Origin of the sequence: Aliiroseovarius sediminilitoris, from assembly GCF_900109955.1 — a bacterium.
Lineage (GTDB): Bacteria > Pseudomonadota > Alphaproteobacteria > Rhodobacterales > Rhodobacteraceae > Aliiroseovarius > Aliiroseovarius sediminilitoris.
This window is the reverse complement of record NZ_FOJB01000001.1, coordinates 3030185-3043064: the sequence shown is the minus strand read 5'-3', so window position 1 is coordinate 3043064 and position 12880 is coordinate 3030185. Positions and strand designations below refer to the sequence as shown.

Here is a 12880-nt window from a genome sequence, read left to right as displayed (position 1 = left end):
TGGGCGGGCTTAGAAGAGCAAAAAGCAGCATGAAATCTAAACCTGATACACCTTAGAAACGCTGCAAACCTGTCCTAAAAGGTGGGACCACTTCAATATACCACTGCCGGTGCGTCAGGCAGTCTCTATCGAGAAAATATTCATCGTAGCGCCCGGCAAGCTCGTCAGAAAACTCCTTATTTGCAGGGCTCAGCTTGATCCCTAGAAACTGCCGCATCGCTTGTGCGGCCTTGAGGTCGTGTTTAACGCTGCGATTTTGGATTTCGTCTTCGGTTAGCCATTTCTCCGCTACGAGAAATTTTGCAACGGCACGAACAGCTAGTACGCTCGTATTCTGCTTCTTGCCCCCCATAAAACGGCGAAGCGTTTCTTGCGAGAATTCCAGCCGCTCGTCCATCACCAGGATTTCCCCCGACAGGGCGTTCACGGAGACAACCTTACCATCAGCTCCTCTTCGGGTGCATCTGTAGCGGGTAAGTTCTTGGCGCAAAAAATCTTTGAGAGGCTCGGATACTTCCAGACTATCCGTCCAGAAATCCGGTAGTGGGTCAGTTTGAAATTCCCGGCTGACGCTTTTTATACGGGCCGCGTTTCTTGGGGGCTGGCTCGTTTGCATCGACAAGCTCAACGATGTCTTCAACATCCCAAAGGCGATCCGTCAGGCCAGCGGCCATAGCCGGGGTGAAACGCAAGGTCTGATGCACCTTGACGAAATTGTAATACATGAAGTGCAGCGCAACCGCGTGCATGTGGTTTTCAACCTTCTTGCTGAAACCGTTGGTCAGGCGTGTGAAGCGGCGCATGTGCATCCGCATTGTCAGGTTTTGGCGTTCGACAAATGACGTGCTGATCAGGGCCTTGTCAGGGTTGCCTTCAACAGTGCGCTTCTTGATGCCAGTGCATTCGGCAGGGGAATACTTGCGGGCCGCTGTTTTGCCGCCCATGTCGCCGTAAATCTTGATTAGTTGAGCGTAATCCACGTCACCACCAAACGCGCCCTCTACGGCTTCCAGATATGCCTTATGGCCGTCTGTGGTCAGTTGCACCCGGTTCGCCAGTCGGTCGCGTAGGTCGTCCATGAATTCGATTGCATACTCACTGTCACGACCACCAACCATGTAGGAGACAATCAGCTTGCTGTCGCTGTCGATTGCCGTCCACGTCCATGTGTCGCCTGCGCCTTCCGGTGCCGCAGTGGCTGTTCTGACGTTCTTCTGCTTGGCGTAAGTGAAAGACCAGATTTCATCGCACTGGATCACAGACGCTTTGACGTTGCGCACATACTCGTCGTGGTATTTGGCACAAGCCTTGCCTGCGTCGATCAGCAGTTTGTTGACGGTGTTTTTGGAAACATCCGCGATGCGCGATGTAGCGCGAATGGAATTGCCTTCGACTAGAAGGCGGATGATCAGGGCGCGGGTTTTGGCATCAAGCTTTCTCATAAGCTAAATCTATTTTCAAAATGACCGTCAGTCAAGCATTTATGGTAAGTTTGCGATTTATCGCATATTCGCTATTGCCCAAGGAATCGGGGCGGGCTATACGGGGTTATGAGCAGCGAAGAGTATAAATCACCAGGGCAACTGGTCACAGCATTACTCAAAGAGCGAGGCTGGACCAAGAGAACACTGGCCATCATTTCTGGTATGGATGAATCCATTATCAGCAAGACAACGTCCAACGTAAGAAAGGTCGATGCTGAGACCGCAATTGTTTTTGAGGAAATATTCGATATCCCCGCCGAAAGGTTTTTGTCTCTGCAAAAGACTTATGATCTGGCGGTCGCGCGGATCGAAAGCATCCCAAACCCAAAACGGCAAATGCGGGCCGAATTGATAGGTAAGCTACCTATCAGCGCAATGATTGCACGGGGATGGCTGGACGCTAAGTCAGTCAAAGATATTGAGAATGTCGAGGAGTCTCTGCTTCGGTTTTTCCAAGCAAATCGCCTCGAAGACATTGAAACCCTACCTCATGCATCCAAGAAAACAGAAGTCAGCATTGCGGCTACGCCAGCACAACTCGCTTGGCTATATCGGGTTAAGACGCTCGCATCCGAAATGATGGTCGGTCGATATTCACCCACATCGGTGAAGTCGGCCATATCCAAGATTAAGACACTCCTTCACTCTGCCGAAGAGCTTCGCAAAGTTCCCCGCATCCTCGCGGAAGCCGGTATTCGTTTCGTCATCGTTGAAACCCTACCGTCCACAAAGATCGACGGGGTTTGCTTTTGGCTTGATGAAAACTCGCCAGTCATAGGTATGACTATGCGCTTTGACCGGATCGACAATTTCGTTTTCGTCCTTCGGCACGAGCTTGAACACGTTCAAAATCGAGACGGCCTTAAACAAATGATGCTTGATGTCGATATTAACTCAGGTGAGGCAGCACAGGTCACGCAAGAGCTTATTGAGCAAGAGAGCAGAGCAAATGCCGCAGCTTCTGAGTTTTGTGTGCCAAAGAAAATGATGGACGCTTTCATTTCCAGAAAAGCGCCTGTCTTCGCAAAGCGCGATATCATTGGCCTCGCACGGATGCTCAAAGTCCATACGGGTCTGGTCGCTGGTCAACTACAGTTCAGAACGCAAAAGTATCATCTGGCGCGAGACCAGCTTGTGCCCGTTAGATCAATTGTAACGCCAAATGCCGTCACGGACGGATGGGGTGATGTTGCCCCTACAGACACCCAATAGAAAGGGGCTGCCACCATGAATAAGAAAAGCGAATTGCAACGCCTTATTCGTCATTACAAGGACGAAACTGGCGAAATTCAAGTTGACATGAAGAAAGTCGCAAAATTTGCTGAATTGATGGGTTGGCAAATGCCGGTCCCCAAAGATCCACTGGACATTCTTGCGCAAGAGCTGTCTCGCGCCGCACGAGATGAAATCAAACACGATGAAGACACCGGTCGTCCATACCGCGTAAATCATGCCCTACCGATCAAACAAGGTCAGCAATCGCTGTTTGTCTGGATTGATATTGACGAAGCACCCCGCAACATGATGCTCAAGTCGCTCAATCTGCGTAGGGAGCAGATGGTAGGTGACGGGTTGCAGCTGAGTTACGATGCCGATCACTGGAACTCACGCCATAGCGACGAAGAAGAAATCCAGCTTGATTTTGACTTTGGTTTTGACATCGAATTGCGCAAGCACGCAGCGGATGCCGAGGACGAACTTACTGGCGATTAATCGTCCGATTTTTTCCAACGGGCAGCGGCAGCAATCTGAGCGGCTTCAGACCGCTGTTCGGGCGTTAGTGACTGTGCCTTTGCCTTTCCACCCTTCAAGCCGCCCTTCCTCTGTCCTGACGTGTCAGGCTCATACTCAGGTTCTTCACCGGTCGCCACGTCTACGATGAACTTGGCAAGCTGGTTGGCGTCTCTCGGGTGTTTGGGTTTGTCAGCCATTGGGATTCTTGATCAGCGTGTATGTCGGGACGCGTGAAGAACTCCACTCATCCAATCGTGCACCACAAACCTGGCAATCAAAGTGGTCTTTGTCACGCACTGGTAGCTTGAAGCTGCCAACCTCGTAGGCCGCACCACATTCACATGTCTTTGTTTCTTTCATACCCTTAAGATAGGGACTGCTCCGACCATGTGCAAATCAAAGCTGCCGGATGTTAGATTTCAAAGTGACCCACTACCCAGGAAGTACAGTCCGCGACCAAATTCGGTGGAAGCAAGCCCGGCTTCTGGGACAGGCGCCGGCCGCGCTATCTATTCTCCGGCCTCACACATTGCGGTGCCTGCGGTGGCGGCTTCACAAACCTCAATGCCGAGCGTCTAGGCTGTGCCACCGCCCGAAACAAGGGAACATGTGACAACAGAAAGACGATAAGGCGCGATGCGTTAGAAGCAGCCGTCCTAGATGGCTTACAGCACCATCTGATGGACCCGGAATTGATGGAAATCTTCTGCGACGAATACGCCCGTCACCGCAATGCCATCGCTGTCAAAGCCAATGCGGGCATCACACAAGCTAAAGCGGAACTGGCAAAAGTGGACAAAGAGATCGTCCGGTTGGTTCAAGCTATCCTCGACGGCGTTCCGGGCAGCCGCGTGAAAGACAAGATAGGACAATTAGAAACTCGAAAGACCGAACTGGAAACGAAGCTCGTATCCTACACCGAAGACAAGATCAGCGTGCATCCGAAGATGGCAGACACCTACCGAAAGCATATCGGTCAGCTTCGAACGGCCCTAACAGACGAAGGGCACCGCGCCGAAGCGGTTTCGTTGATCCGAGGCGTGATTGATCGGATCGTGCTCACGCCCGAGGAAATCGGAGGAAAGAGGACACTGTCTGTAGACCTGCACGGCGACATCGTAGAAATTCTAAGTGCAGCGGCACAAACGAAAAAACCGCCCCGAAAGGGCGGTCTTGACGAAAAGTCTATAAAGTTGGTTGCGGGAGTAGGATTTGAACCTACGACCTTCAGGTTATGAGCCTGACGAGCTACCGGGCTGCTCCATCCCGCGCCAATGCGGTGTATATAGGCCGCTGATTTCAGGACTACAAGCGCATTCGGCAAAAAAAACAGGAACAAAAAGGGAGCTTGAAAAGATGTGTGTCAGCCGAACGGCGCGCATCCGCGTTGATCTTTCTGATTGCGTCGGTGACCCGCCTCATCAAGAGGCGGGTCAAGTTTGGGCTATTCCGCGCCGATTGCATCAAGGCCAGCGCGCGCGCAGGTCTCGTCAATGGCACCCGATGGCGCGCCGCCGACACCGATGCCACCAACAAGTGCGCCACCGATCTTGATCGGCAAACCACCTGCTTGGATGACCAGACGGCTGTCCATATCACGCAGACCACCGTTCTCGGGTTTTTCGCCGATGAACCCAGCCAAGCCAGTCGTGTCACGTCCCATGCTTGCAGAGGTAAACGCCTTGCCGGTGCTTGATCCAACGGTGTGCGGGCCTGCGTTATCGGCGCGCAAAATGACTTTGGTCACGCCGCTGCGGGCGACAATCGCGACGCTGACGTTATAACCTTCGGCCGAGCAAGCCTCGACTGCGGTTTGAGCGGCTTGTGTCGCCATGCTGAGCGGAAGGTAGGGGGCCGTTGGCAAGTCCTGCGCAAAAGCGGCGACAGGCGTTAATATTGCGGCAGCAAGTGTAAGTGTGCGGATCATCGGATGTTTCCTTTTGTTGAACTGATGCTCCCGTTTTAACCCCAACCCTTTGGTCACAACATTCGTAGCACCCGCAAGGATCTCCGTATTTCTACTGATCGGCGTTCGCTTCCAGCCAGTATCGCGTTAATTCGGCCGCCGAAGACGTTCCTGCCTTCGCCGCAATCGCGGCGCGGTGGCTTTCGACCGTGCGCGGTGACAGGCCAAGCGCGTCGGCGATTTGCTTTGTGGTCAGACCCTTCGCAATCATCTCAAGCACCTCTAGTTCCCGCACCGAGAGATGCCGAACCAAGGCCACGGCTTCTGCCCGTTCCGCCAGGTCCTGTTGTTGCCGTGCAAGCTCTGCATGGCCCTTTTGAATCGCATCGATTAAATCTTGCTCGTCGATGGGCTTGCTGAGGAAATCGATCGCGCCATTGCGAAACGCACGCCTGCAAGCCTCGATATCGCCATGCCCGGAGATGACGACAGTGGGCCAAGTCATGCCTTGGTCGGTCAGTTTCTCTTGCAGCTTCAGGCCCGAGATCGCGGGCATCCGAATATCAAGGACAAGACATCCAGGTGCGAGACTTGCCGTCTGATTCAGGAAAACTTCAGGGGAAGCAAAGCTGCGCACCTGAAGCCCAACAGTCTCGAGCAAAAGCGTCAGGGCGCTGCGGACCGCTTTATCATCGTCGACCAAGTAGACATATTTGTTCATGGCGACATCGTCTTGGCTGATAATGGCAAGGTCAATCGGAACGTGGTCTCCGCAGTATCATCTATGAGAGCAATATCGCCCCCCATTTCCTCGACCAAGCGTTGACACAGCGCCAAACCGAGCCCCGTTCCGTCCGTCTTTCCGGTGACGAATGGTTCAAAGATACGTAGCTTGATCTCATCAGGAACGCCCGGCCCGGTGTCGGTGACATCCAAGATCGCCAACCCTCCATTAACCGCAGTTCGGATCGTGATTTGTGCGCCTTGCGAAGCATCAAGCGCATTGCGGACAAGGTTGAAGACGACCTGCTCCAGCTCAACCGGGTCGGCATCAATGAATAGCGGCGCTTCCTGAAGCGACAGCGTGATCGTGGCGTCGCAGCTCTTGGCTTCCAGCGCCAGCAAACGCTTTACGGATTCAGCTGCATCATGCAGCGCACAAGGTTTTGAGGGCGCGCGGTTTGGTTTGCTCCAACGCCGCAGGCGGTCAAGAATGTCTGCCGCCCGCTGTGCCTGCGCGATAGTGTCATCCAGCACTGTGCCCAAACGGTTAACGTCCCCCCGTCGCACCAGATGCCGCCCCGCCTGCGCTTGGCTGAGAATTGCTGTCAACGGCTGCGCCAACTCATGCGCCATACCGCTGGCCATTTCACCCATCGCATTGACGCGCGATGCGTGTGCCAATCGGGTCTCCTGTGCACTCAGTGTGGCTCGGCTTTCGGCGTCTTTGGTGCGCGCGCGTTGCTTTAGTCCGAGGACGGATACAAAAAACAAGGCTGAGACCAGCAAAACTGCGGTCAGGACCTTTCCCGGTGGCAAAATATCTGCAAGACGAATGCTAAGGGCGGTCTCAAAAATGAACGGCTGCGACTGGCTTCCAAGTTGTTTTGAAAACCCGGCTTCGCCATGCGGCAACTCACCAACCAGCGTAGTTTGCCCGTCTGGTGTCAGCAAGCGCAAAGAAACAGACGGTTCTTGCCAGAACGGATCGTCGGTCGCCAGCAGCGCGCGTGCATCAATGACCAATGCCAACGCGTGCTGTGCTGCATCTGTATTAGGTGTTCGTTTAATGACCATATAGTGGTTAGGCATGGCCGGCATTTGCTGCACCTGCAAGGCACCGGTCGAGCCACGCGCCATTTGAACCACCAACGCCGCATCTTCGCTCGCAAGGCCCGGCAGCGTTTGGATCACCGGGTCTGACGGACTAAACGGGATCACATTTACCGAGGAAATGCGCGGATAGAACCGCATGATCGTTGTTGCCACGTCCAACAACAAATCCTGACGCGCGCTCCCACCGGCGATAAAGATCGCGGATAATGACGTCAGATGCGCATCATGCTGATCCGCGCGTTGAGAGGCCAAGCGGTGAAGCGTAGCGCTTTTGGTACTCAGTTCGCGCACCAAACTTTGTCGTTCGACAAGCGCCAGCCCACTAAGCGCAAATGCAACGGCAAGAGCCCATAGCCCAAGGTATCGCCAGGTATTGTTCGCGTTTGAAGACATCATGCGCCTTCATCGCAGGTGACGCAGCGATCACCAATCCGTATTTCTACGGTCTCCACGAGAGCCTGAGCAACGTCACACCTGCTGATGTTTAATTCGGGCGAGGGCAAAGCCATTCTAAATCAAAGGGAAAGGGTTAAACGAGAGACCCTCAAAACACGGGCTCGCATCACCGCAGACGCACGGCATAATCAAACCAACCAGATGAGCTACACGCTCTCTAAGTTTAGGCTGCATTCGAACCCAAAATAACTCTGCCGACGGACACGAAGCGATTGAAGATCAGACTAACAGCAACTGAAAGGAATCTAACATGTCACTTACACGAGCGTTTTTCGCATCGACACTTCTGTCGGCGCTTGCCTTGCCATCCCTGGCGGATGACCACAATGTTCAGTCGACGACACTGGCAACTGGGTTGTATTTGCCAGAGATGAATTCTGTAGCAGGCCGAAACCTTTTCGCCTCTAAAGGTTGCGTCGTTTGCCATTCCATAAATGGTGTCGGTGGAACGGACGCACCAGTGCTGGATGCTGAATTCATGGATGTTCCGATGAACCCGTTTGAATTTACTGCTCGCATGTGGCGCGGCGCAGAAACGATGGTTGAGATGCAGCGAGACGAACTGGGTTATGTCATCGAACTTGATGGTGATGAATTGGCCGCAATCATTGCCTTTGTTCATGACGCCGAAGAGCAGGCAAAGTTTTCAGAGGAAGATATTCCGGACGAGATTGCGGCGATGATGGGTGATATGCATTAACGGTCAGGTCAACTGGATAGTTGCTGCGCCCGTTCCTGGCGGGGCGTGCAAGGTACTGGCTGATGCGGCTTTTCGGGGTCCTGACCGAGATTGACGTGAAGGCGACCATGAAAATGAAGTGTCTGACATCTGCACCTATCCGCCGCGCCACCCGTAAGCAATATTCTGCGGAAGAGAAAATCAGGATCATGCTGGACGGCCTGAAGGGCGAAGACAGCATTGCCGAGCTGTGCCGACGCGAGGAGATTTCCAAAGCATCCAATGCAAATGGCCCAAGGACTGCATGGAGGCTGGCGAGCGGCGTCTGGCAGGCGATAGGGTGCAACCTGAAGCTGCGGTCTGAAGGAAGCTGTGGTCGAACAGACACTCGAACTGCGTCGGCTTAAAAAGGCATGCTGGGTGATGGGGGGCGACCCTGAATGGGATATGTCGCATCTGAGAAACTTGAAATCGTCGGGCCGCTTAAATGACCAGTCGGAGCGGCATCAAACCGTGACAGGTCCAGATCCACTATGAAAACTGTCGGAACCCCGCGGGCGTCTAAGACGTGCCGAGCTATTCTGGGGTCATGACTGGATTGGCGCTTGGTAGTAATCTTTCAAAAGCTCATAATCGGTCCTTGTATGTGAAAGAATGGCTGCCTGTGCCGTTGGGGAAAGCATATCAAATTCGACTTTCTCTCCTTCGGTCTGTTCACGCGGAAGGATGATCCGCCTCCCAACAAGGCTGCTCAGTTGTTCTTCCAACAAAGGAATGTCCTCCAACCTAAAGATGGCGTCAAACCGATCCAGATCGTTGCCAATAAATGTGCTGATGGGCGCCGTATGATGCCAAATAGAATAGGACAGAGTCTGGTATCGTTCGAGCTTGCAGAAAAAGGAATCCCGATCAGGATAGAGCGAGAGACCGGGATGTCGCAGATGAAAGAGCAGTTGTTCGAACCGACGCGGAGCAGCATTTTTGCGGATGTCGTGATGGTGATGTACCCGGTTACCATAGGCCGAAAGAAGCCGTGATATAGGGTCTCGGATGATCGCGTAACGCCAGAACCCCTCTGTCGCTTTGAAATCATCCTCGCGGATTGGGTAGGTTGGAAACTGAGGATGCACGTGATCGGGGTCGCCAGACCATTGCTTACCATGTTCGAGTTCGTAAAGGACCATCTTCATTGATGTGCTTCCAGCCTTTGGAACACTGAAAAATGCCAGTTTATGAATATCAAGAATTGCAGCCGGCAATGTTCTACCCTCTACCTTCCAAAAAAGTTGCCAACCGCTTGTCGACCAAGGCTGCACCGTCTGCCAACTGGCTCTGCAGCGCTTCGACAGAAACGATGTTGTTTTCAAGGAATGTGAGCGTGCCGGTTTCCTGTAGTTCCGTGTATTGCTTGCGCCAAGTATTGCCAACAGAGTGATCCAGCTCGGTGTTGTTGGTGTAGGCCCGACCACCATTTTCGATTTTGTGGATATACTGTTCGCGCGAACGCAAAGGAAAATGTAAGATTTCCAGATTTGACATTTGTATGCGCGGCCAGAGAAACCCGGACACTGCGTGGTTTCCTTGCGCGACCGTTAGCCCGGAATTAGCGCGATGGGCCACCTTGGGCGGCAGAGGTAGGCCAAGCGGGTTGGTGGAAGAGGACTTGCGGTAGACCATGCGCTGCCAGAATGGCGAGCCGTCATCTTCCAGGCAGATAAAATCGTGCCGATTTGCGGAGATTATGTTGTGCCACCATTGTCGCGCGAACCACTTTTTGAGGCTGGTTTCGGGTGCCATCCAAAACTCGTCGGCGTCACAGTGTATCACCCAGTCAGCACCAGCTTCATGGGCCATGGCGGCCATTCTGCTAACCCATCTCGATTGAGAGTAAGTATCGTCGGTCTCACGGATATATGTTGCAACACCCTGATCGACATAGGGCTGAATTATATCGGGCGAGCGGTCGACGCTGAGGTTGTCGGTGACAATTACATGATCAACGCCTTGGGCAAGATGATAGCTCAGATTGGCTTCGAGAATATCCTCTTCGTCACGGACAAGAAGAGTCATGAATAACGCCATATATTACTATCTTTCTTGTTTGATTGCAGGGCGGTTGACCCGTTGGTCTTCTCACATAACAACTACAGGTTTTAGCACATGCGGGTTTGGCCTCAAGGCACATTGATCCAGAGACGCTCTGTTCAACAGTGAAAAAGGCGACATTACACTTCCCGAAATCCATGTGAACGGCAAAGCCGAACGCGCGTGCAGGTTCTTCTTCTTTGGCGTTGTGCGTTACGTTGAATAGCTCTGCTTGGTGGCTGCGGGTGAGCGAACTGTCGAAAGCAAATTCAGCGCGTGTTTAGTGAGCTTCGGTGTCAGATCCCCTGATGGGCAGCGTGTTTTTCGAATGGAGGTCACAGGCAGAACATGGATGTTCAACGTTGTTTGAGGTCACGCCAGAAGTCACAATCCGCACAGGTGACAGCACGAAGTCAGGCTCATCCGACCGTCTCCGACCGTCCATGTCTTCGCGCCTTTGTGCCGACATCGCCCGACGCATTCTGAGTGATAACCTTGCTTTCGCAAAGTCCCGCGTCAGGCTTGCAACTCGTCCATCCAAGGAGGGTTCGCGCCAGCGCGTGACACCGTAAAGGCTGCGATCCGCGCACCAAGGGTCAAGGCGGCCTGCAATTGGTCTGCCGAGATTTCGCGTATGGCGGCCTTGTTCAGCAAACCCATTTCGGATAGCTTTGCCAACACGCCTGCGTTGAATGTGTCGCCTGCGCCAACGGTGTCAACGACCGTAACCCGTTGGCTGGGCGCAGATGCATCAACCCCGTTTGCCGCAAAGGCAACGGCCCCCTTGGACCCCTTGGTTACGATAACGACGGAGGGTCCAGTCTCCAGCAGTTGCCCCGCCTTGCTGGCCAGATCGCCGGGACCGGGCTGAATCCAGTCAAGATCTTCATCCGACACTTTCACGATGTCCGACACGGCCAACATACGACTGAGACGGTGTTTGTAGCGTTCGACGTCCGCGATAAAACTGGGGCGAATGTTCGGGTCCAGCATAACAAATCGATTCGCCGCATCGCGTTCGGCAAGATGCGCATAGGTGTCGGCACCCGGTTCGCAGGCAAGGCTGATACCGCCAAAATAGAGCGTTGTTACGCCGTCTGGCAGAGTTGGCAGGTCACTTGGCGCGAGCATCCTACCCGCCGAGTTTTCGTCGAAGAAAGAGTATGTTGCGTGGCCGTCGGTTAGCTTGACGAAGGCCAGCGTCGTGTGGCGGTCGGACTTTATTGTCAACGATGTGTCAACATGACTGGCCCCAAGCGCCTGTTCCAGTTGGGTGCCGAACATGTCGGTCGATAGCCCGGTCAGCATCCCCGTGCTGACGCCCAACCGCCCCAAGGCAATGGCTGTATTGAACACAGCCCCGCCAGAATGCGGCACAAATCCATCTTGGCCCACCCGCGTTGGCGTGGGGATCATATCAATCAGTGCTTCGCCACAGCAGAGAATCATGTGCCAGTCCTTCGATTATCGGTTTGGATCATCATTTATAACGATATAAACTTGCCTCGAGTCAACAAAAGCCTGACGGAATTGGCATATTTGCAGATTATTATTAGGATTTTGCGCCATTCTATCGTTAGCATTCTTATTGATTAAAACGTTAAAAATTGTATCCTAACGGCCTAGCAACCAGGTGAAGTGGATGTCAGCACAGAAAAACCGGCCCACGCAACGCACCATCGCCGATCGGTTGGGCATTTCGGTCGGTGCTGTCTCGCGCGCATTGGCAAATGACGTCAAGATGTCGGAACAGACCCGCGCCCAGGTGCGCAAGGCAGCCGAGGATTTGGGATACGCACCGGATCGCGCGGCACAACGCCTGCGCACAGGGCGAACTTTCGTGATCAATCTAATTCTTCCGCCACATAATGAGATTCTCGGGTTCGGTAACTTGCTTGTTGGTGGCATCAGCGCGGGATTGCTTGGCACGCCCTTTGACTTGCTGGTTTGGCCTGATCACGGGGCCGATCAATCGCTGGACCGGATCGAAAGGATCGTTCGGAACAATCTGGCGGACGGTATCATCTTTTCGCGCACCTGCCCGGATGACAGTCGCATCCGATTTCTGTCCGAGGCCGGGTTTCCCTTTGTCACGCATGGGCGATCTGAACTGGCTACGCCGCACGCTTTTGTTGACTTTGACAACCAGGCCTTTGGTAAGCAAGCCGCCGAATTGCTGATCGCGCGCGGGGCAAAGCGGTTGGCGATTCTTCTTCCTGAAGACCGGTTCATGTTTCATCATCACCTTCTGCATGGCTTCATGACGGCAGTGCGCGTCGCGGGCGTCGATCATGAGATCCTCAGCGGGATGACGCTGGATAGCGACGGCCATGATATTTCGAAGCAGTTGGGCAAGCGGTTGCAGGCCGCAAACGCGCCGGATGGGTTGATCTTTCCGGGTGATGTATCTGCATTGGCTGGGCTGGCTGCCATTCAGGATGCGGGACTGATCGTGGGGCGCGATGTGCATGTTGTGGTCAAGCAGACCTCCGGCGTGTTCGACTTTGTCCGTCCGCGCGTGGACAGCCTGCATGAAGATTTATCAGCAGCGGGGCGGTCTTTGGCCCAAATGATTATTGATCGGATCAACGGGGTCCCGGCAGCCGATCTTCAGCTTGTTCATCCAGCTATGACCGCGCCAACCCAAACATCTGTCACCACGGGCTAGATACGCGCAGCTTAAGCACCCAATTCGCAGAG

At 53.8% G+C, this 12880-nt stretch carries 14 protein-coding genes, 1 tRNA gene and 2 pseudogenes; 6 read left to right on the top strand and 11 right to left on the bottom strand.

What is annotated here, in order from left to right:
• Window positions 1-52: 52 nt before the first annotated feature.
• A complete protein-coding gene (locus BMY55_RS15045) occupies window positions 53-427 on the bottom strand; it encodes a hypothetical protein (protein WP_143064347.1) in 375 nt (124 codons plus the stop codon).
• Between the two features lie 121 nt (window positions 428-548).
• A complete protein-coding gene (locus BMY55_RS15040) occupies window positions 549-1442 on the bottom strand; it encodes a DDE-type integrase/transposase/recombinase (RefSeq protein ID WP_091431842.1) in 894 nt (297 codons plus the stop codon).
• A 108-nt stretch (window positions 1443-1550) separates the two neighbouring features.
• Here BMY55_RS15040 and BMY55_RS15035 point away from each other — a divergent pair, with 108 nt between their 5' ends.
• Both BMY55_RS15035 and BMY55_RS15030 read left to right on the top strand, forming a co-directional pair.
• The gene (locus BMY55_RS15035; protein ID WP_091431840.1) at window positions 1551-2696 is read left to right on the top strand and encodes an XRE family transcriptional regulator; all 1146 of its coding nucleotides are present in this window, start codon (window positions 1551-1553) and stop codon (window positions 2694-2696) included.
• 15 nt (window positions 2697-2711) lie between these two features.
• Entirely contained in the window at window positions 2712-3197 is a 486-nt protein-coding gene (locus tag BMY55_RS15030) for a hypothetical protein (protein WP_091431838.1), read from the top strand.
• On the opposite strand, the gene BMY55_RS15025 is transcribed toward BMY55_RS15030, so the two are convergent.
• Window positions 3194-3415, bottom strand: coding sequence for a histone H1 (locus BMY55_RS15025; RefSeq protein ID WP_091431836.1), 222 nt, complete (start codon window positions 3413-3415; stop codon window positions 3194-3196). The two genes, BMY55_RS15030 and BMY55_RS15025, sit on opposite strands and share 4 nt — an antisense overlap.
• Before the next feature lie 324 nt (window positions 3416-3739).
• Between BMY55_RS15025 and BMY55_RS17220 the strand changes: the two are divergent.
• Window positions 3740-3874, top strand: a pseudogene (locus tag BMY55_RS17220) (recombinase zinc beta ribbon domain-containing protein); the annotation flags it as partial.
• Window positions 3875-3883: 9 nt separating this feature from the next.
• Here the strand turns inward: BMY55_RS17220 and BMY55_RS17105 are convergent.
• The 5 genes from BMY55_RS17105 to BMY55_RS15000 all read right to left on the bottom strand — a co-directional run bounded on the left by BMY55_RS17105 (window position 3884) and on the right by BMY55_RS15000 (window position 6954).
• Complete coding sequence (locus BMY55_RS17105) at window positions 3884-4090, bottom strand: hypothetical protein (protein WP_245744752.1); 207 nt, start codon at window positions 4088-4090, stop codon at window positions 3884-3886.
• A gap of 322 nt (window positions 4091-4412) precedes the next feature.
• Window positions 4413-4489 (bottom strand) — tRNA-Met (locus tag BMY55_RS15015).
• Between the two features lie 173 nt (window positions 4490-4662).
• The gene (locus BMY55_RS15010; RefSeq protein WP_091432723.1) at window positions 4663-5145 is read right to left on the bottom strand and encodes a GlcG/HbpS family heme-binding protein; all 483 of its coding nucleotides are present in this window, start codon (window positions 5143-5145) and stop codon (window positions 4663-4665) included.
• Between the two features lie 91 nt (window positions 5146-5236).
• Window positions 5237-5845, bottom strand: a complete 609-nt coding sequence (locus BMY55_RS15005; RefSeq protein ID WP_091431834.1) for a response regulator transcription factor — start codon at window positions 5843-5845, stop codon at window positions 5237-5239.
• Window positions 5842-6954, bottom strand: coding sequence for a sensor histidine kinase (locus BMY55_RS15000; protein WP_245744783.1), 1113 nt, complete (start codon window positions 6952-6954; stop codon window positions 5842-5844). The genes BMY55_RS15005 and BMY55_RS15000 overlap by 4 nt, the downstream gene beginning before the upstream one ends.
• Before the next feature lie 712 nt (window positions 6955-7666).
• Between BMY55_RS15000 and BMY55_RS14995 the strand changes: the two genes are divergently transcribed.
• Together BMY55_RS14995 and BMY55_RS14990 are read left to right on the top strand one after the other, a co-directional pair.
• Window positions 7667-8116, top strand: a complete 450-nt coding sequence (locus tag BMY55_RS14995; RefSeq protein ID WP_177179366.1) for a c-type cytochrome — start codon at window positions 7667-7669, stop codon at window positions 8114-8116.
• A gap of 107 nt (window positions 8117-8223) precedes the next feature.
• Window positions 8224-8506, top strand: a pseudogene (locus BMY55_RS14990) (transposase); the annotation flags it as partial.
• A 176-nt stretch (window positions 8507-8682) separates the two neighbouring features.
• Here the strand turns inward: BMY55_RS14990 and BMY55_RS14985 are convergent.
• The 3 genes from BMY55_RS14985 to BMY55_RS14975 form a co-directional block, all read right to left on the bottom strand.
• On the bottom strand, window positions 8683-9354 hold the full coding sequence (locus BMY55_RS14985; RefSeq protein WP_177179365.1) for a sulfotransferase family 2 domain-containing protein: 672 nt from the start codon (window positions 9352-9354) through the stop codon (window positions 8683-8685).
• A 4-nt stretch (window positions 9355-9358) separates the two neighbouring features.
• Window positions 9359-10165, bottom strand: coding sequence for a glycosyltransferase family 2 protein (locus tag BMY55_RS14980; protein WP_177179364.1), 807 nt, complete (start codon window positions 10163-10165; stop codon window positions 9359-9361).
• 531 nt (window positions 10166-10696) lie between these two features.
• A complete protein-coding gene (locus BMY55_RS14975; RefSeq protein ID WP_091431826.1) occupies window positions 10697-11629 on the bottom strand; it encodes a carbohydrate kinase family protein in 933 nt (310 codons plus the stop codon).
• 193 nt (window positions 11630-11822) lie between these two features.
• Here BMY55_RS14975 and BMY55_RS14970 point away from each other — a divergent pair, with 193 nt between their 5' ends.
• Complete coding sequence (locus BMY55_RS14970) at window positions 11823-12848, top strand: LacI family transcriptional regulator (protein WP_091431824.1); 1026 nt, start codon at window positions 11823-11825, stop codon at window positions 12846-12848.
• Window positions 12849-12880: the final 32 nt, after the last annotated feature.

Coding starts and splice junctions, on each gene's coding strand:
- BMY55_RS15040 (WP_091431842.1), bottom strand. CDS start 1,442: ATGAGAAAGCTTGATGCCAAAACCCGCGCCCTGATCATCCGCCTTCTA.
- BMY55_RS14970 (WP_091431824.1), top strand. CDS start 11,823: ATGTCAGCACAGAAAAACCGGCCCACGCAACGCACCATCGCCGATCGG.
- BMY55_RS14975 (WP_091431826.1), bottom strand. CDS start 11,629: ATGATTCTCTGCTGTGGCGAAGCACTGATTGATATGATCCCCACGCCA.
- BMY55_RS15035 (WP_091431840.1), top strand. CDS start 1,551: ATGAGCAGCGAAGAGTATAAATCACCAGGGCAACTGGTCACAGCATTA.
- BMY55_RS15010 (WP_091432723.1), bottom strand. CDS start 5,145: ATGATCCGCACACTTACACTTGCTGCCGCAATATTAACGCCTGTCGCC.
- BMY55_RS15005 (WP_091431834.1), bottom strand. CDS start 5,845: ATGAACAAATATGTCTACTTGGTCGACGATGATAAAGCGGTCCGCAGC.
- BMY55_RS14995 (WP_177179366.1), top strand. CDS start 7,667: ATGTCACTTACACGAGCGTTTTTCGCATCGACACTTCTGTCGGCGCTT.
- BMY55_RS15025 (WP_091431836.1), bottom strand. CDS start 3,415: ATGGCTGACAAACCCAAACACCCGAGAGACGCCAACCAGCTTGCCAAG.
- BMY55_RS14980 (WP_177179364.1), bottom strand. CDS start 10,165: ATGACTCTTCTTGTCCGTGACGAAGAGGATATTCTCGAAGCCAATCTG.
- BMY55_RS15030 (WP_091431838.1), top strand. CDS start 2,712: ATGAATAAGAAAAGCGAATTGCAACGCCTTATTCGTCATTACAAGGAC.